The organism is Aminobacter aganoensis (assembly GCF_014206975.1).
In the GTDB taxonomy this organism is placed as follows: domain Bacteria; phylum Pseudomonadota; class Alphaproteobacteria; order Rhizobiales; family Rhizobiaceae; genus Aminobacter; species Aminobacter aganoensis.
In genome coordinates this window covers 91465-111254 of record NZ_JACHOU010000010.1, presented here as the reverse complement: position 1 = coordinate 111254, position 19790 = coordinate 91465, and the positions used below count along the sequence as shown (strand labels likewise).

Genomic DNA, 19790 nt, shown 5'->3' with positions numbered 1-19790 from the left:
GCATTGGAGACTGGCATGCTGCATCCGCTTGGCGTCTCCGACATCGACCGCGCCGCGGCCTTCTACGACGCGGTGCTTGCCCAGCCGGATGCCGTTTGCGATGACACCACAAAAGAGTGTTTGCCATTTGCGCAATCGCACAGCAGTCTGGTGACAGAGCTGGCGCGGATCGGTAAGGCTAGCTCCATGCTGGAGAACTTTGCGCCAGAGCGACGACCCCGATGAACTCATACCTGAAGATGTCGCAAGCCGTCCTTAGCAAGTCGCGTCAGCCACTGACAGCTCGCGAGATACTTGATGCGGCATATCGGCTTCAGCTGGTGCCTGATCATCTGTTTGGAAAGACGCAGCACAAAACCCTTCACGCCCGTCTGTGCGAGGACATCCTACATAATCGTAGAGCGTCTCTCTTTGCCAGAACCGCACCGGGCCGCTTTTCCCTAGCGTCGCGCCTCGAAGCGGGAGGAAGCAAGAGCGAGTATGTCGCCCCCCAGCGATCCTATCAGCTCAAGCAGTTCGACGTCCTTTGCGCGGACCGGCAGGAACTGGATTCGGCGCTTCAGGGCGGGACGGGGCTCGTCGACTTCCCATCGATCGCCAAGCAGTTTCGACGTCAGGTGCCCCTGAGAATCGCCGAGAAGGACTCTAGGCTGGTGCATCTGCGCTTGCTCGTGATGATCTGCTCGAGCAGGGGGTTGTTGACCCTGGCTGCGATGGATGGTTCGGAGTTCGGCAGCGGCCGCGCGATCGGACTGCTTGGCTTCCTCAGAGGGTCGGACGCGGACCTCTTTTCCCACGAGCCGTACGGTATCGATCTGGCCGCAAGACGGACGATTGCCGAGCAGTCGAGCGCATCGGTTCGCCGGATTCATGAGCTCACCAGGAGCCAGCCCGGACGTGCTTTGCGGTGCATCCGCATCACCGACTCACAAGGTCGGGACAACTCCGTCGTTCTGTTCGTACAGTATCAGTGCGAGCGGCCGGAGGAGTTTGTTCGTTTCTTCCCAGCCAACCGCGCTCCCCGTTGGACGCGAGTCCCGGCCGAGATCAATGACACCTCCACATTGGAGCGTGTGTCGTCGCGCTTCGTCGAACTCGCCGCAGATGGCGCGGTGGCTATCGCTTAGCCACTGCGATCACACGGTCAAGAGGCAGACGTTTCAGTAGCTCCGCGAGCGTCTTCATACCCGTGATGCGCCATTTGTCATCGGCCTTTGACGGATCTGCCATGTCGGAAACGACTCGAAGCACCGAGACAGGGACTTTGAAGGCGTCCGCCGCGGCACAGACACCGCCCGCTTCCATCTCTATGCCCAACAGCTTATCGGCAGAATCGACCATCTTCTTTCGATGATCGTCACTGGCGACTACTTCGTCCGCACTGGCGATCTTACCTTCCCACAAAGAAGGTATTCTGCCCTTTTGCCAGTTGAACTCGTCGGCAGAATACGAAGCCCAATCGTTCTGATCGAACTCTTTTGAATTCGCCACCGCGTAGACGGCACGAGTGCAGTCGAAGTCCCGTCGCCGGAACTTCGACTTGGCGCCGCCGTTCTCATCGTCCGTGACCTTGCGGGTCGCTAGGTCAACAACCACCTCCGCGCAGATTACGGCTCCTTGCTCGATCTTGGACTCTGCAAACCCACCTGCCAGGCCGACACAGAAAAGCAGATCCGGTGCAGCATTTCTCGATAGATAGCCCGTGACCTCAACCGCAGCGGCGACCCGGCCCATCGCTCTGGGACAGAGGACGTCAACTTCCACCTCGCCGATCTTACCCGACGCCGCGGGACTTTCCGCGGACCGCGGTAGTCCGAAATGCTTAATAAGAACGTTGAGTTCTTCCTCAAGTGCCACAAATATCGCGATCTTCAATTGTCGTCCTTTCGAAGCAGTTGTTGTTTTCCTTGATTTTTGTCGCTCATCAGATCCGCGCTGCGGCAGTCCGTGCTCCGCCGTTAGAACGGCTGCCAGTTCGCCGCAAGCGCTCGCGATCTCGACGATTTCGACGTCCGACGGGTCGGATATCGCCGGGTTGAATCTTTCGGGGATCCGTGACCACTCGAAGGGTGTCTTCTTTATGGCCCTCGACAGATGGTATTGGAGATCCGTGTCCTTTGGGAACATCTTGGCAAAGCTGCAATAGGCATCCATCAGTTCTATAAATCCCGCATCGCGGCGGAACCTCATGATGGTATCGGCGGAAGCCTCGAGCAGAAGTCGATCAGCGCTCATCGGCTCAAGGAACCTGCGGAACCTGCGCATGCTGTATACGGAACGCTCTGCCGGTAGGTGGAACTCCACAGGCATATGAGGAATGTCGGTGAGTACGATAGCCTTGAATTCCCGGCAATATTCCTGAAAGTAGGTGTACTGTAGGGCGTCGCGCATCTGCTGATGGAAAGGTAAGGCAGAACCCACAAGGTTGGGCTCAATTATTGACCACGTGAGAGCCTTTCCATCATCAGCCAATTTCGCGGGAACGGTACGCATGTTCTCGATGACGTCCGACGATGCGTTCTGGCGGATTCCGTTCCAAGCCTGCAATCGCGTGTCAATTCCGGTCAAAAATCCATTCACGATTGCCGGGCCTATTTGGACCTTTCTTTGGACGAGCGCGGCACCGTGCGAACTGAGAAGGTTCATTCGCGCATCGTCGTACAGGCCTGAATAGCGGTTACGAGCGAATGAGTATTCGAGCCGCTTCTTTTCGGCGAAGTCGCTGAGGTTTGTCTCCCGCATGGGCAGACGAACCAGTCCTTTTTCGAGATAGGCGGACTGGACCTCGAACAACTCGAACGCGTATTTGTCCTCCACTACAAAGCCCGGAGGAGCGACGCAGAAATCTTCGCACAGCATGGCGCAGGCGTTCATCGGTCCGCGAAGCGCGTGCGCATGCTTTTCGTCGCCCAAGATATTGTAGAGCTTGACGATTTCGCGCGTGTCGCGGTTCAGGAAGTGAAGAAACAGGTTCCTTCTCATGCGCCCCTGGAGAAAATCGATCGGAGGGCGGCTTCGATCTCGTCCTTCGCACCGTCGTTGTAGATTGTGAAATCGGCCTCGGCCGTGTCGAGTTCCGTCTCAGATCTATGTCTGCCGTCGACGTCGAGATTAAAGGCCTGTCCTCTGGCTGCCAGACGGTGTGTCCTGGTCTCGTCCGACGCGGTCACCCGGATGACCTCGAATCCTTGATCGCGCGCGAAGCGGAAGTCTGTGGAAAAGCGCAGCGAATCCACGCAAATCGACTCCTCCGGTGCAGCGCCCCGCAGTGCCGCCCGCAAGAAGATTGAAGGATCGATCTGAGTCAGCGCATCGTCAATCTGCTGCGTGGACGCCTTGTCCTCGTTGCCAAACAGAAGCAGCGAGATCTTACGACAGATGACGCCTGTCGATATGCGCCGGATTCCGTAGTCCCGCGAAATCCGCTCCGCTACCGTAGACTTCCCTGCCCCCGACTTACCTATCAATGCAAATCGCCTTGCCCGCGCTGATGTCATAGTTGATCGGCGCCTTTCAATTTCGCGAACGCCTCTTCACAGAACGCCAAGATTTCGGCGGGCCTGGACTGGGCGACGTCATCGATGAGGTCCCGCAGCACGAGCTTGAAGTGCTCCTGAAGCGGCGGGAACCGACGAACCCCAATCCTTGAATACCGTATGGTGAAGGCCGCGTGGTCCGGTGTGATCCGGCCTCCCTTCCTAAGGCGTACGAAGACTAGCGCCTGCAGCTTGTCGACGGCCTTTACGAACTGGGCCTCCTCGCTCGATGCTTCGATAAGTTCCTCGAACATGGTTCGATAGGATTCGCGCAGCGAACGGCGCATGCTGGAGGCTAGAGCGTCAAGGGCATGACGTTCTTCGCGATCCTTGTCGAGGCGCCGGGTGGGGTTGAATGCGTGGGTATCGAAGCCTTGCCCATCCTTGCCTACCGGATCCTTGTCGCCCGTCACGATCTCAGGTTCGTCATGCACGAGCGCCAGCTCGGTCGCACGCCCGCGGTCGATCCATGGAAAATGCGGCGCCAGCAGTGGCACGCACCGCGCGACGTTGAAGGAATGGGCAGCGACGTTCTCAAGCTCATACCTCTTGGGAACTGATCCGAGGCCGAGCGTTTCCTCCTCCCAGTACCGTTGGCCGAAGAACCGAACAATCTTCTGTAAGTCGTATAGGCGGTAGATCATGTCAACGTCCGCGCGGACATCTAACGGATCTGGCAAGGAGACAGGGGCGATACAGTCGTCGAACCCCAGTTGGTCCACGAGCATCTCAGTCTGAGATTTGTGACGGGCGATCATCTTGACCCTGATCTTATTCAAGTGACTACCGATCCGACACCGAAGCATTACCGAGAGGCGCCGTAAATTCCATGAATATTCGCGCTGGTATAGTAGATTCTCTGCCCTAAGTCGCAATCAAAAATCGCAGGAGATCGAAGTCTATCAAGCGGGGTAAAGTTGTACGCTCTATCGTTGGTCACGCGGAACCGAGGCAGCGAGCAACGGCGGCCTGAGACGTCTGTTTTACCACGCTCATCTGCCAAGTTGTTCGGGCCACCGCCTCCACCACCATTGCATCCCCCACAACTCCGGCGACACTGCGCTTGCGAGGAGCCCGGCGGCGATAATGCATGAGGTCGTGACACTGGAGGGTAGTCGTCGCCGTTTGTCGAGGCGGTGACGCGGACCCGGTTTGGCAGCGGCGGGACGTGGTCATTTTCAGGGATGGCGACACGACGTCAGTGCTGCGCAGCGGGCTGACCACCTCGGCCATTACCCACGACCATGCCGCCGGGGACGCGGTTTTGGCGGTCGCCGCGCGGCCTCCCGCCCTCAGGCTTGATTGACGGCTCCGGTTCGGCGCCGGAGGGTTGCGACGCCGACCGTCAGCGTCACCGCGAACATCGTTGCCGTCACCACGATCAGCGCGCTCGACAGGGATGCAGCGGTCAGGACAGCGCTGGCGAAGATGATGCCTAGCGCGCTCGAGGTGCGCAGCAGGGCGAAGACTTCGGGCCGCCGGCGCGGCGGGGCCAGGCGGTCGAGGACGAGCGAGTAGTAGGTGCCGAGCGGCGCCAGGACCAGTCCGATGAGGATGGCGCCGGCGACGGTGGTTTCAAGCGATGGGCCGAGGGCGGTGAGTGCGGCGCCGAAGGTCACGACGCCCAGCAGCAAGACGACGGCCCTGTCGCTGACCGTGCGGTTGCGCACGCTGACCCAGATGCCGCCGGCGACCGAGGCCAGGCACAGCGGCACGGTGAACAGGATGGCCAGCGTCGGCGGGTAGCCGAATTTGAGCGCGAGTGCTACGGCGCCGATCTCGATGGCAGCGACCGTGGACGAGCCCGCGGCGGCGCAGACGAGCCACAGCAGGATGGACGGGCTGAGCACCGAACCCTCGGCATGAGGCGCGTCCTCGACATGGCTTTTGCCCGCCTGCGGCACCAGCAGGGCCGGAATGGCGCCGAGCAGCGTCAGCGCGAGCAGGGCAAAGACCGGCGAGACAGCGCCCAGGGCGGATGCCAGCACCGGACCGAGAACGAAGGTCAGTTCATTGAGGGTGGCGGCGATGCCGAGCGTTCGCGGCAGATGCGAAGCGGGCGTGAAGTGATTGAGCAGCGCACGCAGATAGCCTGACGCCGCGCCGTTGACCAAGCCGGCCACAGCCGCGAAGGCGACGAGCAAGGCAAAGGGCGCCTGGTAATGCGCGCACAGGACGACGGCAGCCAGAGCGAGCGTGCGGAAGGCGACCAGCAGCCTGAGGAAGGTGGCGGCCGAACGGTTCCTGCCGAGCCGCGTGATCGGGATGGCGCCGACGACCTGGGCAAGGGTCATGGCCAGGATCATGGCGGCACCGCCGCGTGCGTCGCCCATGACGCTCAGGGCGACGAGCGAGAACGCCACCGGCGCGGAAGCCTGGGGAACGTTCAATGTCGCCGACGAGGCAAACCAGCACAGCAGCGGCCAGCGGCTCCGTGGCCTGTCGAGAGGCGGGGATGCGACGTCGCTGGAGGGAGGGGCGCCAAGTCCGGTCATGTTGAAGCTGCTGGCATCATCAGGCGCGGTCCATTCCCGGCAGCAAGATACGCAGCCCGGAGTTCCCGAAGCGTCTCGGCCATGTGTCGGCCGGTCTCAGGACAAGGCGCGAGGACAGGATGAAGACGGCGCATGAACAGGCCCCTTGAGTGGGCCGGGCCGTTCCCGGACATTCTTTCCCCTATGGGCTTTCCCCTTGTGGGAGAGGACGTTACCTCGCGGGCGGGAAACTAGCCGCCATGTCAGGCGTGTCAAGGCGCGGCCGCCGTCCGAAACGGCTTGAGCCAACAGCTATCGGCGATAGCCCCAACGATGCCGGCCGGCAGCAGCTTGCTGCCTGCACTTGCCTCCCCTGCCAACACCGGCGACACTGCTCATGCGAGAAGAGCGGCGGCAAAGATGCATGAGGTCGTGACACTGGAGGGGTGGTCGTCGCCGTTTGTCGCGGCGGTGACGCGGACGCGGTTTGCGACCGGCGGCTCGATGAAGATGCAGCCGGACGGGTGCTGGGACGTGGTCGTTTTCAGGAATGGCGACACGACCACCGTGCTGCGCACCGGGCTGACCACCGCTGCCGTGACCCACGACTATGCCGCCGGCGACGAGATCCTGGCGATCGCCTTCAAGCCGAGCAGCTTCATGCCGCTGATGCCGGGCGAGGTGATGCGCGACCAGGGCGTGGTGCTGGACATGATCGGCAAGGACCGCTTCCGGCTCGGGGCGGACGTGCTGGAGATCCCGACTTTCGAGACCGTCGACGGCTTCGTGCGCAAGCTGGTGCGCAACTGTATCGTCGAGGACAACCGGGTGGTCGCGTCGGTCGTCTCAGGGCATCCGATGGCAATGTCGGAGCGGACGATGCAGCGGCATTTCCTGAAGACGACCGGGGTCACCTACAAGACCTTCACCCAGATCGAGCGCGCCCAGAAGGCGCTGGCGCTGTTGCAGCAGGGGCGGCCGGCGGCGGACGTCGCCTTCGCGCTCGGCTATGCCGACCAGCCGCACATGATCCGCTCGGTGAAGGCGATCATGGGCACGACACCCGGGCAGGCCGCGCGCCGCTGAAACTGTCGGAAATCTTCAATCCCCAGGACCCTGCCGCCGGCTAGAAAGGATGCACTTTCAACCCCGTGCACGGCCCCTGATGGCGGAAGCTGTTTTCGAAAGGGTCGATGCACCAAGTCAAAGTGGACGCGGCACATGTCTGACATCACCCCCTTCAAGATCGCCATTCCAGAGGCCGAACTGGCCGACCTCAAGCAGCGCCTGGCCAACACGCGGCTCGCCAACGAGGTCCCGGGCGCGGGCTGGAGCTATGGCATGGCGTCGGGCTTCGTCACCCGCGCGATCGAGCGGCTGAACAATGGCTTCGACTGGCGCGCCGCAGAGGCCGCGATCAACAGCCATCCGCAGTTCGTCACCGAGATCGACGGCCAAAAGATCCATTTCCTGCATGTGACGTCGCAAGCCCAGGATGCGGTGCCGCTGCTTCTGCTGCATGGCTGGCCGAGCTCGTTCGTCGAGTTCCTTGGTGCGATCGCGCCGCTGACTGCGGCCGGTTTCGATCTCGTCATCCCGTCGCTGCCCGGCTTCGGCTTCTCCGGGCCGACGTGCGAGGCCGGCTGGAACGACGGGCGCATCGCCAGCGCCATGCTGGAGCTGATGACGCGGCTCGGCTATCAGCGCTTCGGCGTGCAGGGCGGCGACGCAGGTGCCATCATCGCACCCGCCATCGGCCGGGCAGCGCCCGAACGGGTCATCGGCGTGCATGTGAACGCGGCGACGATGGGCTTCATTCCGCTCGGCCCGATCGAACCCGCCGAGATCGCGACGTTCAGCGATGCCGAAAAAACCAGGCTGCAGCGGCTGCAGCAGTTCATGGCCGAGCGCTTCGGCTTCAACGCACTGCAGTCGAGCCGGCCGCAGACGCTGGCCTATGGCATTTCGGATTCGCCGGCCGGGCTGATCGCCTGGCTGGGCGACATGTTTGCCGGCTTCGGCGACAGTCCCGACGCGGTCGATCTGGACGGGTTTTTGACCAACGTGCTGGTCTACTGGTTCACCGGCACCGCCGCCTCGTCGATAAGGCTCTATTACGAGAACGCGCACGATCCGGAGGCGTGGTCGCCGAAGCCGAATTCGGGCGTGCCGACAGGGGTGGCGGTGTTTGCCCGCGACGAGGTCGCCATCCGCCGCTATGGCGAAGACGGCAACGCCATCGTGCGCTGGACGGAGCTCACCAGCGGTGGCCATTTCGCGGCGATGGAGGTGCCGGAGGCGTGGGCGCAAGAGGTCGCGGCGTTCTTTGACGGGCTGCGGGGATAAAACCGCGCGAAAAAAGATAGCCCGCCTCAGGCTGCGGCCCGGGGCCGGTTCTGTTCGCGCCAGGAGGCCGGGCTGAGCGCGGTGACGCGGCGGAACTCGCGGTTGAAGTTGGACTTGGTCTGGAAGCCGGCGTCGAGCATGGCCGCGGTGACCGACATGTCGGTGTCGCGCAGCAGGCGGCAGGCTTCGGAGATCCTGATGTCGTTGATGTATTGCGAGACGTTCTTGCCGGCGAGGCGGTTGACGGCGCCGGAGATCTGCCGCGCCGGCACGCCCACGCGGCGGGCCAGCCGCGACAAGGTGAGGTTGTCATCGCGATAGAGCTTCTGGTCGACGAGCAGGCGCTGGACCCGGTCGAGGATTTCGCGGTCCTGCTCGGAGGGCGACGGCTCGGGTGGGCCGGGCTGGGTCGGCGCCGAGGGATGGGCGCGCGAGGCGACGAAGGCGGTCAGGCCGATGAAGAACAGGCCGAGAATGTTGGCGTTGCTGGCGATGATCTCGGCGTTCGCCCCCATCGACCATTCGAAGGCGAGCAGCACGCCGAGGTCGAACAAAGCCGACAGGCATAGCGCTGCAGCGGCGATGACCAGCGCGCGGTGGGCGGCAACCGCGCTGTCGAGGCGCGCCTCGACAAGGGCGTCGGGACCGCTGCGCCCGAGGTTCAGCACGGCGAGCGCATAGCCGACGAAGATCACGATCAGCGCGACGTCGATGAGGGCGGGCACGAACAGCACCAGAGCGATCATGACCAGCGGCGGCAAGGCGTGGAGCCAGCGCACGGCGCCGCTGCCGGCATCGTCGCGCTGGAGCAAGGTACGAAAACTGAGGAGCACCAGCGGCGGCAGGCTGGCTGCCAGGATCGGCAGGACATAACGCGCCGCCTCGACATGGTAGCCCCAGCGCAGGCCGACGACGACCGACTGCACGGCGCAGAGGGCGACGAGGACGAGGAATGCCGTGTTGCCGCCGGTGGTTTCCCGGGCGCGCAGCGCCGCGACGAGCAGGATGACCAGCAACAGCGCGGCGACGAAGGACAGGGGCACGAAGATCAAGGCGAATCTCACCTGAGGAAAAGACGGCCGATCATGGCCTGCATCGCGATCGAGCACGACCTGAATCGCGATCGAGGACGATGAGGCTGCCCGATTTCGCCATTGCTGGCTCGTCGTTTCGAAAAACAGAGCGAGGTTCTCATGCTCCAGCTGCTTTCCACCATTCCTGCCCTCATCGGCTTCGTTTCCGCCTGCTTCGCTTCGGAGGTGGGCGTGCGCGAGGGGACCGTGGCCCAGCCCGGCCGCGACCTTGCCGTGACCGTCTGGTATCCGGCCGGCGCCGGCGGCACGCCGACGACCCTGGGCGACAACAGGGTTTTCAAGGGTACGCCAGCCGCGCGAGACGCGCCGCCCGTGCCGGGCCGCCATCCGCTGGTGCTTTTGTCGCACGGCTCGGGCAGCCGCGTGCAGGCCATGGGCTGGCTCGCCACCGAACTGGCCAAGGCGGGCTTCGTCGTTGCCGGCCCCAACCATCCGGGCACGACCAGCGGGGATTCAACGCCGGCCGACACGCCGAAGCTGTGGCAGCGCACCGGCGACCTTTCGGCCGTCATCGACGCGATGACCGTGGACCCGGCCTGGAGCAACGTCATCGACGCCGACAGGATCGGCGTGGTCGGCTTTTCGCTCGGCGGCGCCGCGGCCATGGAGCTCGCCGGCGCACGCGCCGATCTCGAGGCCTATGCCAGCTATTGCGACGGCTACAAGAAATGGGACTGCGCCTGGTTTGCCGGCGGCACAGGCTATGTCGACGAAGAGCGGGTGACGGTCGACAGGCTCGACCTGCGCAGCATCGAGCGGGCGCGCTTCGAGCAGTCAAACCTCGACCGCCGCATCAAGACGGCTGTGCTGGCCGATCCCGGCCTCGCCCAGGCCTATGATGCGCAGAGCCTGACGGAGATCGCGATCCCGATGCACTTCATCAATCTCGGCGAGGGCGAAACCATCCCGCTGGCCGTGATCTCCGACAAGCTGGCGCAACTGACGCCGAAGGGCAGCTATGCGACGGTGGCCGGCGCCACGCATTTCAGCTTCCTGCCGGAATGCAAGGACGGTGCCGCCGATCTGCTGAAGTCGGTGGGCGAGATCGATCCGATCTGTTCCGACGAGGCGAGCAGGCCGCGCGGGGAACTGCATGCCGAGATGATCAGGCTGGTGAAGGACAGGCTGGTGCGCGACCTGATGGCTCCCGGGCAATGAGCCCTGCCTGGTGCCGGCCATAGGCCGGTGCCATGCGGCGTGCGCGTCTAGCGCGGTGCGTACGCCGCCAGGAAGATGCGGACGCTCTCCCGGGCGTGGCTGCGGCAGGCCTGGCGCGACAGGATCGCGCCGTCGCCCAGCAGCATGGCGTCGTTGACCGGGCCGCCCATGACCAGCCAGTTGAAGAAGCCGGCGGCGGCCTCGAGGTCTTCGGCCTGCATCTGGCCCTGCCGGCGATAGCGCTCGAAGGCGCGCGACAGGCGGCCGATCGAGCGCTGGGGCCCAAGCGCATGCAGCGCCTTGCCGAGTTCGGGGAAGCGTCCGGCCTCGCCGATGACCAGGCGCCGCAACTGCATCAGGCGGGGCGTCATGACGATGGTGAGCTGGAGCTCGGCGAATTCCTGGAGGTAGTCGCCGATGGGGCGGTCGTCCTCGGGCTCGGCGACCTGCTGTTCGTGCTCGTCGCCGGCGAGGCCGGTCATGCCCCTGACGACGTCGAGGAACAGCGCTTCCTTGCTCTGGAAATGGGCATAGACGGTCTGCTTGGAGACGTCGGCCGTGGCCGCGATCTCGTCCATGTTGGTGCCGAGGAAACCGTTCTTCAGGAACAGCACGGCTGCCGCCGAAACGATGGCGTCGCGTGTCCGCTGCTGGCGACTTTTCGCACCGCTCATGGCTGGCCCTTCCCTGGCATCGGCAATCCCGGCGGCAGGATAGGCCGATCCGATTGACAAATCAAACTGGACGGTACAGTCTAGTTGCTGGACCCCAATGGGAGCGACGAAGATGTCAGGTTCCACGTCACAGATGCGAAGCGCGAGCTGCAGATGCGGGCGGGTCGGCTTCGAGGCCAGCGGGGTGCCGATCGTCACGGCGGCCTGCCATTGCTCGAGCTGCCAGAAGGCGGGCAAGATTTTCGAAGACCTGCCCGGCGGGACGCCGGTGCTGGAAAGCGACGGCGGCACCGTCTTTGCACTCTACCGCAAGGACCGGGTGCGCTGCGTGCGCGGTGCGGAATTGCTGCGCGAGCATCGGCTGAGCCCGGCGGCGCCGACCCGGCGCGTGGTGGCCGCCTGCTGCAATGCGCCGATGTTCCTGGAGTTCAAAGGCGGGCACTGGCTGTCGGTCTATCGCGAGCGCATCCAGCCCGACGACCGGCCGCCGCTCGAGATGCGCACGATGACCGCAGACCGCAGACCGGGCGTCGAGTTCGCGGACGGCCTGCCGAGCTACGCCAAGCATTCCGGCCGCTTCATGTGGCGGCTGCTGTCGGCCTGGGCGGCGATGGGTTTTAGGGCCCCCAAACTCGACTATGTCCAGGGCGAGCTCGATGTCCAAGGCAGCTGACAAGATCGAAATCAGGAACGTGATCTCGCCCGGCCACGTCGTGCGCGTCGACAAGGCCAAATACACGGCGATGCGCGACGCGCTGCTGGCCGTCCTGCCGGCCAAGGCACCGGGACTGACGGTGGCCGAAGCCAAGGCGGCACTGCTGCCGCTGTTGCCGCAAGAGCTGTTTCCCGGCGGCGACAAGGCCGGCTGGTGGCTGAAGGCGGCCCAGTTGGATCTCGAAGCACGGGGCGTGGTCAGCCGCGAGGCAACCAAGCCGCTGCGGCTTTATCGGGCCTGACGTTCGCCGTCGGCCGACCTACTTCATCTTCTGCGGGTAGATCGTCTCGCCGCGCTTGAGCATCTCGACGAAGGTCTCGATCTTCTTCCTGCGGCCGGCCTCGGTCTTCATGTTGTGGGTGCGGAAGGCGAGCGCGAAGCGGTTCTGCGCGCTGAGCTTGCCGAGCATCTCCCTTGCTGCCGGCTCGGCGTCGATGGCGGCCTGGAGATCGTCGGGGATCTTCATGTCCTTGCCGGACTTGTAGGCACGATCCCAGCGTCCGTCGGCCCTGGCCGCCTCGACCTGCCTCATGCCGTACTCGGTCATGCGGCCCTCCGCTACGAGGCGGGCGACGTTGTCGACGTTGATCTGGCTCCAGGTTCCCTTCCTGCCGCGCGGCGAATAGCGCTGCAGGAAACTTGTGTCGTCGAGGCCCTTGCGGACGCCGTCGATCCAGCCCCAGCACAGCACGACGTCGATGGCTTCCTTGGGCGTGATCGAGGGCAGACCGGAAGCGACCTTGTGGATCCTGATCCAGACCTCGTCCTGCTTGTCGTGATGGATGCCGAGCCAGCGGTAAAAGCTCCCGGAGTCCTTGAATTCGTGGACCTTGGCCGGATCGACGGTGACGGGCGCCATCAGAGTGGCTGCGCCCCGGCCGGCGCCGCGACCGAACAGGCCGATGACGAGCAATGGTACGTCCGGTTCTGCATCTTTTCCTCGAACAACACGGTGTCGCCGCAGCCTATACCGGCAGCCAACCAGACGCACAGGAATATCCTGCTGTCCATACTGGAAACATCTGCCGCAAGGTCAATATACCCGAACGTTCCTGAAACCTTGCCGTGAAGGGAATTCTTAAAGCCCGCCGATATAGGTTTTGCGAAACATCGCGCCGAGGACGCGAAAACAACTGCAGGTGAGAGCGAGTTCGTTTCGTTGGGGCATGTGACGAGGCTACGCGATATCAGATCCAGATTCCGGCTGTTCGCGCTGCTGTGGCCGTTCATCGCCGTGGTGCTGGTGCAGGCCATCATCGCCGGCGCCAGCCTCTACACGCTTTCGGCGGTGCGCGCCTATGTTGCCGGCGAAAGCGCCTGGTCGAAGGGCCAGAAGGACGCCATCTACAGCCTGGCCATGTATGCCAGCACCGGCGACGAACACTACCATCACCGGTTCCAGCAAACGATCGCCGTGCCGCTGGCCGACCGGCAAGCCAGGCTGGCGATGGAGCAGCCAGTGCCGGACTACGACGCCGCCTATGACAGCTTCCGGCGGGCCGGCAACCACCCCGAAGACATTCCGGGCATGATCTGGCTGTTCCGCTATTTCAGGGACGTGAGCTACCTGTCCAACGCGGTGCAACGCTGGATCGACGCCGACCCCAAGATCCTCGAGGTGGCGGCGCTTGGCGAGGCGATGCACCAGGAGATCTCCAGCAACCGCGCCACGCCGGACATGCGCGCCGACTGGAGCCGCAAGATCCAGCGCCTCAACGGCGACACGGCACCGCTGGCGGATGCGTTCTCGCAATCGCTCGGACGCGGATCGCGCGCCATCACCAACCTGTTGCTCAGCGTCAACGTGATCACCGCCGCCTTGCTGATCCTGCTCGCCATTCGGCGGACGGGAAACCTGCTGCAACAGCGCCAAGCCTTCGAGGACGCGCTCAACGCGGAGCGCGAGCGGGCTCAGATCACCCTGGCCTCGATCGGCCAGGCGGTGGTGGCGACCGACCGGGACGGCAGGCTCGACTACATGAACGAGGCGGCGGAGAGGCTGCTCGACTGGCGCGGCGCGGACGCCAGGGGCAAGCCGCTCGACCAGCTGTTTCGCCTGATGAACGAGGAGGCGGACCAGGAAGACCGCGGCTTCGTGGCGCGGGTTCTCGCCGGCGAGGCGATCGACGGCAGCGGCGTGCCGCAGCAGCTGGTGCGGCCAGACCTGTCGAGCGTGGCGATTTCGCTTGTCGGCGCCCCGCTCTATGTCGAGCAGCGGGTGGTGGGCGCGGTGCTGGTGTTCCACGACCGGACCAAGGAACAGGAATTCCTGGCGCAACTGTCCTGGCAGGCGAGGCACGACACGCTGACCTCTCTCGCCAACCGCTTCGAATTCGAGACCCGGCTGAGCGCCTCGCTCGAAGGCCTGGCAAAGCGCCCATCGACACATGCGCTGATGTATCTCGACCTCGACCAGTTCAAGATCGTCAACGACACCTGCGGGCATGCCGCCGGCGACGAACTGTTGCGAAAAGTGTCGACCGCGTTGCGGCAGAACCTGCGGTCGGGCGACCTGCTGGCGCGGCTGGGCGGCGACGAATTCGGCGTGCTGATGGAGAACTGCCCTGCCGAGCTGGCGGCGTGCACCGGAGAGCGCCTGCGCAAGGCGGTGGAAGAGCTGCATTTCGTCTGGGCCGGACGCGCCTTCAGCACCAGCGTCAGCATCGGCGTCGTCGGCCTGTCGGATGCCAGCATGACCCTGGAAGAGACGCTGCGCAGCGTCGACATCGCCTGCTACATGGCCAAGGACAAGGGCCGCAACCGCATCCAGCTGCAGCAGATCGGCGACCTCGAACTGGAGCACCGCCTGGGCGAGATGGCCTGGGTGCAGCGGCTGCGCGAGGCGCTGGAACAGAACCGCTTCCGCATCTACGCGCAGGAGATCGTGCCGCTGCAGGCGGACGAGACGACGGGCGCGCATATTGAGCTCCTGATCCGCCTGGCCGATGCCGACAACAACATGATCCCGCCCGGCGCCTTCATCCCGGCGGCCGAACGCTACGGGCTGATGCCGCTGATCGACCGCTGGATGGTTCGCTCGGCCTTCGAGCGGCTGGCCGTGCACAAGCGGACGCAGCCCGACAACCCGATCGCCATCTGCGCCATCAATCTGTCCGGCGCCAGCTTCGGCGACGACAGCTTCGTCAGCTACGTGCTGGAGCAGTTCGTGCGCAGCGGCGTGGCGCCGTCGACGATCTGCTTCGAGATCACCGAGACGAGCGCCATCGCCGACCTCGACAGCGCCGCGCGCTTCATCAAGGCGCTGCAGGCGCATGGCTGCCGCTTCTCGCTCGACGATTTCGGCTCGGGCATGTCGTCGTTCAGCTACCTCAAGGCGCTGCCGGTCGACTATCTCAAGATCGACGGCGGCTTCGTCAAGGACATGCTCGTCGACCGCATCGACCGTGCCATGGTGGAGATGATCCAGCACATCGGCGAGGTGACGGGCAAACGCACGATCGCCGAATTCGTCGAGAACGACGACATCGCCATGGCGCTGCGCGACATCGGCGTCGACTATGCGCAGGGCTACGGCATCGCCCGGCCGCAGCCCTTCGACGACGGCTATGCCGCCGGCAAGAAGCGCGGCTTCGGCCGCGCCAGCGGCGCAAACCCGAACCTGCCGCTGGCGAGCTGACCGCCGGGTCGCCAAGTGTTGCTCGGCAAGGGCGGCGCTAATGGCATGCGCACCGTCAGGGCGAACTGACCGGGGTCAGATCATCTCCAGCGGCCGCTTGCGCGCCGGCGGCGGGAACAGCGTGTCCAGCTCGGCAAGATCGCCAGGGGTGAGGCGAATGTCGCGCGCGGCGGCGTTCTGCCTGACATGTTCGAGCCGGGTGGCCTTGGGGATGGCGATGACGCCGGGCCGGGCCATGACCCAGGCAAGCGCCAATTGCGCCGCCGTCGCGTCGTGCCGGGCGGCGATGGCCTGAAGGGCTGCGTCGTCGGCCAGGGCGCCCTGCTCGACGGGGGAATAGGCCATGATCGGCATGCCATGCTCGCGGCACCAGGGCGCCAGGTCGAACTCGATGCCGCGCCGGCCGAGATTGTAGAGCACCTGGTTGACCTGGGCGTTCCTGCCCGCCGGCAGCCGCTCCATCTCCTCCATGTCGTCGGCGTCGAAATTGGAGACGCCCCAGTGGCGGATCTTGCCCGAGCGGCGCAGTTCCTCGAACACGGCAATGGTCTCGGCCAGGGGCACGCCGCCACGCCAATGCAGCAGATAGAGGTCGATGCGGTCGGTGCGCATGCGCTTGAGGCTGGCTTCGCAAGCCCTGACGACACCGTTGCGCGAGGCGTTGGAGGGCAGCACCTTGGAGACGAGGAAGACCTCGTGGCGGCGGCCGGCGATGGCTTCACCGACGACCTTTTCGGCGCCGCCATTGCCGTACATCTCGGCCGTGTCGATCAAAGTGACACCAAGGTCGAGCCCGAGCCGCAGCGCCGCCACCTCGTCGGCTGCGCGGGACCGGTCCTCGCCCATCATCCAGGTGCCCTGGCCGAGCACCGGCACGGCTTCGCCGGCGGGCAGCGTCGTGGTCGTGGATGGCATGGCGGTCTCCTCGGCGGTTTCCGCCAGCTTACAGCGCCATTCGGCGTTGGCTACCGCAATGACGCTGCAGTCCGTTTCGCGCTACTTGACCGGATTGGCGGCGAGCCAGGCTTCCATCTCCTTGATCTCGGCCTCCTGGGCGGCGATGACCGCTTCGGCGAGCTTGCGCATCTCGGGGTTCTTGCCGTGCTCGATCTGGACCTTGGCCATGTCGATGGCGGCCTGATGGTGCGGGATCATGCCGCGGGCGAAATCGACATCGGCGTCGCCGGAATATTCGATCGCCAGCATGGCCTTGTGCATCTCGTCCATGGCCGCCTTGTAGGCCTGGGCGGAGGCGCTGTCGGTGGCGGGAGCGGTCATGCCCATGGCGTGGCCGCCGTGGTCCATCTGGGCCGAGGCGGTTTCGAGCATGACGGCGACGAGCATGCCCGCAGCCATCAGGGACAGCACGATCTTCTTCATCAGGTTCATACAGAACATCCTTCTTGGGAGCCGCGGTTCAGAGCTTGATCGCCCTGAGCCGCAGCGCGTTGGCAATGACCGACACCGACGACAGGCTCATCGCGGCGGCGGCAATCATCGGCGACAGGAGCGTGCCGAGGACCGGATATAGGACGCCCGCCGCGACCGGAACACCCAAGACGTTGTAGATGAAGGCGAAGAACAGGTTCTCCTTGATGTTGCGGATGGTGCCCTGGGCGAGCTTGCGGGCGCGGACGATGCCGCCGAGGTCGCCCTTGACCAGGGTGATGCCGGCACTTTCCATGGCGACGTCGGCGCCGGTGCCCATGGCGATGCCGACATCGGCGGCGGCGAGCGCCGGCGCGTCGTTGACGCCGTCGCCGGCCATGGCGACGCCCTGCCCCTTGGCGCAAAGCTCGTCGACAAGCGCCTTCTTGCTCTCCGGCAGCATGTCGGCGCGGACCTCGTCGATGCCGAGCTTGTCGGCGACGGCCTTGGCGGTGCGGGCATTGTCGCCGGTCGCCATGATGATGCGCAGCCCGAGGCCGTGCAGCTCGCGGATGGCGGCGGCGGCGGAAGCCTTGATCGGGTCGGCGACGGCGACGACGCCGGCCGGCTTGCCGTCGAGGGCGACGAACATCGCCGTCTTGCCCTCGCCGCGCAGCGCGTCGGCGCGAGTGGCGAGGTCGCCGAAGTCGATGCCGAGATCGGCCATCAGGGCGGCATTGCCAAGCGCCACCTTACGGTCCGAAACCGCGCCGACGACGCCCTTGCCGGTGATCGATTCGAAGTGATGGACGTCGGGCGCGGCAACGCCACGCTCGGCCGCACCCTCGACGATGGCCTCGGCGAGCGGATGCTCGGAGCCCTTCTCGAGGCCGGCGGCGAGCGACAGCAGGTCCTTTTCCTCGACGCCCTCGGCGGTGACGACGTCGGTGAGCTTCGGCCGGCCTTCGGTCAAAGTGCCGGTCTTGTCGACGATGAGGGTGCTGACGCGGGCGAAACGCTCCAGCGCCTCGGCGTCCTTGATCAGCACGCCGGCCTGGGCGCCGCGGCCGGTGGCGGTCATCACCGACATCGGCGTGGCAAGGCCCAGCGCACAGGGACAGGCGATGATGAGGACCGAGACGGCCGAGACGAAGGCGAAGACCATGCTCGGCTCGGGCCCGATGAGCGCCCAGACGATGAAGGAGACGATGGCAATCAGGACCACGGTGGGCACGAAGTAGAACGAGACGCGGTCGGCGAGGCCCTGGATCGGGGCGCGGCTGCGCTGGGCCTTGGCGACCATGTCGACGATCTGCGACAGCACCGTTTCGCTGCCGACCTTTTCGGCACGCATGATGAGCGAGCCGTTCTTGTTGAGCGTGCCGCCGGTGAGCTTGTCGCCTTCGGTCTTCTCGACCGGCACCGGCTCGCCGGTGATCATCGATTCATCGACCGAGGAGCGCCCTTCGAGCACGATGCCGTCGACGGGAACGCTGTCGCCCGGGCGGATGCGCAGGCGGTCGCCGCCGACCACCTGGTCGAGCGACACTTCGGCCTCGGAGCCGTCGTCGGCGACGCGACGGGCGGTCTTGGGCGCGAGATCGAGCAGCGCACGGATGGCCGAGCCGGTGCGCTCGCGCGCCCTGAGTTCGAGCACCTGGCCGAGGAAGACGAGGGCGATAATGACCGCCGCCGCCTCGAAATAGACCGGCACCGAGCCGCCATGGCCGCGGAACTGGTGCGGGAACAGGTCGGGGAACAGCGTGGCGATGACCGAATAGATATAGGCCGCGCCGACGCCGAGCGAGATCAGCGTCCACATGTTGGGGCTGCGGTTGCGGAACGAATCCAAGCCGCGATGGAAGAAGGGCAGCGCCGCCCACAGCACCACCGGCGTGGCCAGCGCCAGCTCGAGCCAGGAGGCCAGCGGTTCGCCGATCCAGTCGCGCACCGGCAGGCCGAGCATCGGTCCCATGGCGATGACGAGCAGGGGAATGGACAGGACGGCGCTGACCCAGAAGCGGCGGGTGAAATCGACCAGCTCAGGATTGGGGCCGTCGTCGGCGCTCGGCATCATCGGCTCGAGCGCCATGCCGCAAATCGGGCAGGAACCTGGCTTGTCGCGGATGATCTCGGGATGCATCGGGCAGGTGTACTGCGTGTCCCTGGGCATCGGCTCCGCTGCGGGCTTGCCGGAAAGGTATCTTGCCGGCTCGGCGGTGAATTTGCCCTCACAGGTGGAGGAACAGAAATAGTAGCCGGAGCCCTCGTGCTTGAGGAAATGCCTGGCCGTGTCGCGGGCGACATCCATGCCGCAGACCGGATCCTTGGCGCTGACATAGCTGTCCGGCGCCGCCTGGAACTTGTTGCGGCAGGAATCGCTGCAGAAATGGTAACGGTGGCCGGCATGTTCGAGCGTCGGCTTGCCGGCGGCCGGATCGACGGTCATGCCGCAGACCGGATCGCGCACGACGGTTTCGCCTTCGGCCGGGGCCTTGGTGTTGGCCGCCTGATGCTGGTGGCCGTGATGGTCGTGCTTGTCGTTCATGTCACTGGTTCCGCATTCCTCGTGGGGTGATTCTAGAGGTTCCAGTACGGGTAAGGTCAACAGCCCGGCGGGATGGCGTGTTCGAAACCCCTGTTCCCCAGCGCGCCCCAAAAGGGACGGGCATTGTCGAACACATGTTCGACAATCTCTAACGAGGACGCCGGGGCAATCGTTCCCTGGCTGGCTCGGCATCCCGGCGCACCCATATCAGCAGGAACTGCAACAGCGCGCGGCCATACC

Annotated in this window: 18 protein-coding genes; 8 read left to right on the top strand and 10 right to left on the bottom strand. The window is 64.9% G+C overall.

From position 1 onward, the window contains the following. The first annotated feature begins 15 nt into the window (after positions 1-15). Both GGR00_RS18445 and GGR00_RS18440 read left to right on the top strand, forming a co-directional pair. Complete coding sequence (locus GGR00_RS18445; RefSeq protein WP_184700329.1) at positions 16-225, top strand: hypothetical protein; 210 nt, start codon at positions 16-18, stop codon at positions 223-225. Then, positions 222-1127, top strand: a complete 906-nt coding sequence (locus GGR00_RS18440) for an HTH domain-containing protein (RefSeq protein WP_184700328.1) — start codon at positions 222-224, stop codon at positions 1125-1127. The genes GGR00_RS18445 and GGR00_RS18440 overlap by 4 nt, the downstream gene beginning before the upstream one ends. Here the strand turns inward: GGR00_RS18440 and GGR00_RS18435 are convergent. The 4 genes from GGR00_RS18435 to GGR00_RS18420 all read right to left on the bottom strand — a co-directional run bounded on the left by GGR00_RS18435 (position 1117) and on the right by GGR00_RS18420 (position 6031). After that, complete coding sequence (locus tag GGR00_RS18435) at positions 1117-2982, bottom strand: 5'-methylthioadenosine/S-adenosylhomocysteine nucleosidase family protein (protein ID WP_184700327.1); 1866 nt, start codon at positions 2980-2982, stop codon at positions 1117-1119. The genes GGR00_RS18440 and GGR00_RS18435 overlap by 11 nt on opposite strands. Next, positions 2979-3497 carry an AAA family ATPase gene (locus GGR00_RS18430; protein WP_184700326.1) on the bottom strand — a complete coding sequence of 173 codons (519 nt, stop codon included), beginning with the start codon at positions 3495-3497 and terminating at the stop codon, positions 2979-2981. Before GGR00_RS18430 ends, GGR00_RS18435 begins: the two co-directional genes overlap by 4 nt. Then, the gene (locus tag GGR00_RS18425; RefSeq protein WP_184700325.1) at positions 3494-4315 is read right to left on the bottom strand and encodes an HD domain-containing protein; all 822 of its coding nucleotides are present in this window, start codon (positions 4313-4315) and stop codon (positions 3494-3496) included. Before GGR00_RS18425 ends, GGR00_RS18430 begins: the two co-directional genes overlap by 4 nt. Positions 4316-4828: 513 nt before the next feature. Further along, positions 4829-6031, bottom strand: coding sequence for an MFS transporter (locus GGR00_RS18420; RefSeq protein ID WP_184700324.1), 1203 nt, complete (start codon positions 6029-6031; stop codon positions 4829-4831). A gap of 399 nt (positions 6032-6430) precedes the next feature. Here GGR00_RS18420 and GGR00_RS18415 point away from each other — a divergent pair, with 399 nt between their 5' ends. Further along, the gene (locus GGR00_RS18415) at positions 6431-7096 is read left to right on the top strand and encodes a helix-turn-helix domain-containing protein (protein WP_184700323.1); all 666 of its coding nucleotides are present in this window, start codon (positions 6431-6433) and stop codon (positions 7094-7096) included. A 135-nt stretch (positions 7097-7231) separates the two neighbouring features. Beyond that, positions 7232-8356, top strand: a complete 1125-nt coding sequence (locus tag GGR00_RS18410; protein WP_184700322.1) for an epoxide hydrolase family protein — start codon at positions 7232-7234, stop codon at positions 8354-8356. Positions 8357-8382: 26 nt separating this feature from the next. On the opposite strand, the gene GGR00_RS18405 is transcribed toward GGR00_RS18410, so the two are convergent. After that, positions 8383-9399 carry a helix-turn-helix domain-containing protein gene (locus tag GGR00_RS18405; RefSeq protein ID WP_343065590.1) on the bottom strand — a complete coding sequence of 339 codons (1017 nt, stop codon included), beginning with the start codon at positions 9397-9399 and terminating at the stop codon, positions 8383-8385. A 150-nt stretch (positions 9400-9549) separates the two neighbouring features. Between GGR00_RS18405 and GGR00_RS18400 the strand changes: the two genes are divergently transcribed. Next, positions 9550-10608: an alpha/beta hydrolase family protein gene (locus GGR00_RS18400; RefSeq protein ID WP_184700320.1), complete on the top strand. Its 1059-nt coding sequence runs from the start codon at positions 9550-9552 to the stop codon at positions 10606-10608. Between the two features lie 47 nt (positions 10609-10655). Here GGR00_RS18400 and GGR00_RS18395 read toward each other — a convergent pair whose 3' ends face one another. After that, a complete protein-coding gene (locus tag GGR00_RS18395) occupies positions 10656-11282 on the bottom strand; it encodes a TetR/AcrR family transcriptional regulator (RefSeq protein ID WP_184700319.1) in 627 nt (208 codons plus the stop codon). Positions 11283-11379: 97 nt separating this feature from the next. Between GGR00_RS18395 and GGR00_RS18390 the strand changes: the two genes are divergently transcribed. Continuing rightward, complete coding sequence (locus tag GGR00_RS18390; RefSeq protein WP_484477038.1) at positions 11380-11955, top strand: GFA family protein; 576 nt, start codon at positions 11380-11382, stop codon at positions 11953-11955. Next, positions 11939-12238: a DUF6958 family protein gene (locus GGR00_RS18385; RefSeq protein ID WP_184700317.1), complete on the top strand. Its 300-nt coding sequence runs from the start codon at positions 11939-11941 to the stop codon at positions 12236-12238. The genes GGR00_RS18390 and GGR00_RS18385 overlap by 17 nt, the downstream gene beginning before the upstream one ends. Positions 12239-12256: 18 nt before the next feature. Here the strand turns inward: GGR00_RS18385 and GGR00_RS18380 are convergent, their stop codons facing one another. After that, on the bottom strand, positions 12257-12856 hold the full coding sequence (locus GGR00_RS18380; protein ID WP_184700365.1) for a YdeI/OmpD-associated family protein: 600 nt from the start codon (positions 12854-12856) through the stop codon (positions 12257-12259). 309 nt (positions 12857-13165) lie between these two features. On the opposite strand from GGR00_RS18380, the gene GGR00_RS18375 reads away from it, so the two are divergent. Next, positions 13166-15634 carry an EAL domain-containing protein gene (locus GGR00_RS18375; protein WP_244487773.1) on the top strand — a complete coding sequence of 823 codons (2469 nt, stop codon included), beginning with the start codon at positions 13166-13168 and terminating at the stop codon, positions 15632-15634. A 75-nt stretch (positions 15635-15709) separates the two neighbouring features. Here GGR00_RS18375 and GGR00_RS18370 read toward each other — a convergent pair whose 3' ends face one another. The 3 genes from GGR00_RS18370 to GGR00_RS18360 all read right to left on the bottom strand — a co-directional run bounded on the left by GGR00_RS18370 (position 15710) and on the right by GGR00_RS18360 (position 19550). Further along, positions 15710-16549, bottom strand: coding sequence for an aldo/keto reductase (locus GGR00_RS18370; RefSeq protein ID WP_184700316.1), 840 nt, complete (start codon positions 16547-16549; stop codon positions 15710-15712). 81 nt (positions 16550-16630) lie between these two features. Further along, entirely contained in the window at positions 16631-17023 is a 393-nt protein-coding gene (gene copM / locus GGR00_RS18365; RefSeq protein WP_184700315.1) for a CopM family metallochaperone, read from the bottom strand. Between the two features lie 28 nt (positions 17024-17051). After that, positions 17052-19550 carry a heavy metal translocating P-type ATPase gene (locus GGR00_RS18360; RefSeq protein ID WP_184700314.1) on the bottom strand — a complete coding sequence of 833 codons (2499 nt, stop codon included), beginning with the start codon at positions 19548-19550 and terminating at the stop codon, positions 17052-17054. Positions 19551-19790 lie beyond the last annotated feature (240 nt).

Bases quoted from the DNA above. Each gene is read 5' to 3' on its own strand.
- GGR00_RS18445 (WP_184700329.1), top strand. From the start codon at position 16: ATGCTGCATCCGCTTGGCGTCTCCGACATCGACCGCGCCGCGGCCTTC.
- GGR00_RS18440 (WP_184700328.1), top strand. From the start codon at position 222: ATGAACTCATACCTGAAGATGTCGCAAGCCGTCCTTAGCAAGTCGCGT.
- GGR00_RS18435 (WP_184700327.1), bottom strand. From the start codon at position 2,982: ATGAGAAGGAACCTGTTTCTTCACTTCCTGAACCGCGACACGCGCGAA.
- GGR00_RS18430 (WP_184700326.1), bottom strand. From the start codon at position 3,497: ATGACATCAGCGCGGGCAAGGCGATTTGCATTGATAGGTAAGTCGGGG.
- GGR00_RS18420 (WP_184700324.1), bottom strand. From the start codon at position 6,031: ATGACCGGACTTGGCGCCCCTCCCTCCAGCGACGTCGCATCCCCGCCT.
- GGR00_RS18415 (WP_184700323.1), top strand. From the start codon at position 6,431: ATGCATGAGGTCGTGACACTGGAGGGGTGGTCGTCGCCGTTTGTCGCG.
- GGR00_RS18410 (WP_184700322.1), top strand. From the start codon at position 7,232: ATGTCTGACATCACCCCCTTCAAGATCGCCATTCCAGAGGCCGAACTG.
- GGR00_RS18400 (WP_184700320.1), top strand. From the start codon at position 9,550: ATGCTCCAGCTGCTTTCCACCATTCCTGCCCTCATCGGCTTCGTTTCC.
- GGR00_RS18395 (WP_184700319.1), bottom strand. From the start codon at position 11,282: ATGAGCGGTGCGAAAAGTCGCCAGCAGCGGACACGCGACGCCATCGTT.
- GGR00_RS18390 (WP_484477038.1), top strand. From the start codon at position 11,380: ATGGGAGCGACGAAGATGTCAGGTTCCACGTCACAGATGCGAAGCGCG.
- GGR00_RS18385 (WP_184700317.1), top strand. From the start codon at position 11,939: ATGTCCAAGGCAGCTGACAAGATCGAAATCAGGAACGTGATCTCGCCC.
- GGR00_RS18380 (WP_184700365.1), bottom strand. From the start codon at position 12,856: ATGGCGCCCGTCACCGTCGATCCGGCCAAGGTCCACGAATTCAAGGAC.
- GGR00_RS18370 (WP_184700316.1), bottom strand. From the start codon at position 16,549: ATGCCATCCACGACCACGACGCTGCCCGCCGGCGAAGCCGTGCCGGTG.
- copM (WP_184700315.1), bottom strand. From the start codon at position 17,023: ATGAACCTGATGAAGAAGATCGTGCTGTCCCTGATGGCTGCGGGCATG.
- GGR00_RS18360 (WP_184700314.1), bottom strand. From the start codon at position 19,550: ATGAACGACAAGCACGACCATCACGGCCACCAGCATCAGGCGGCCAAC.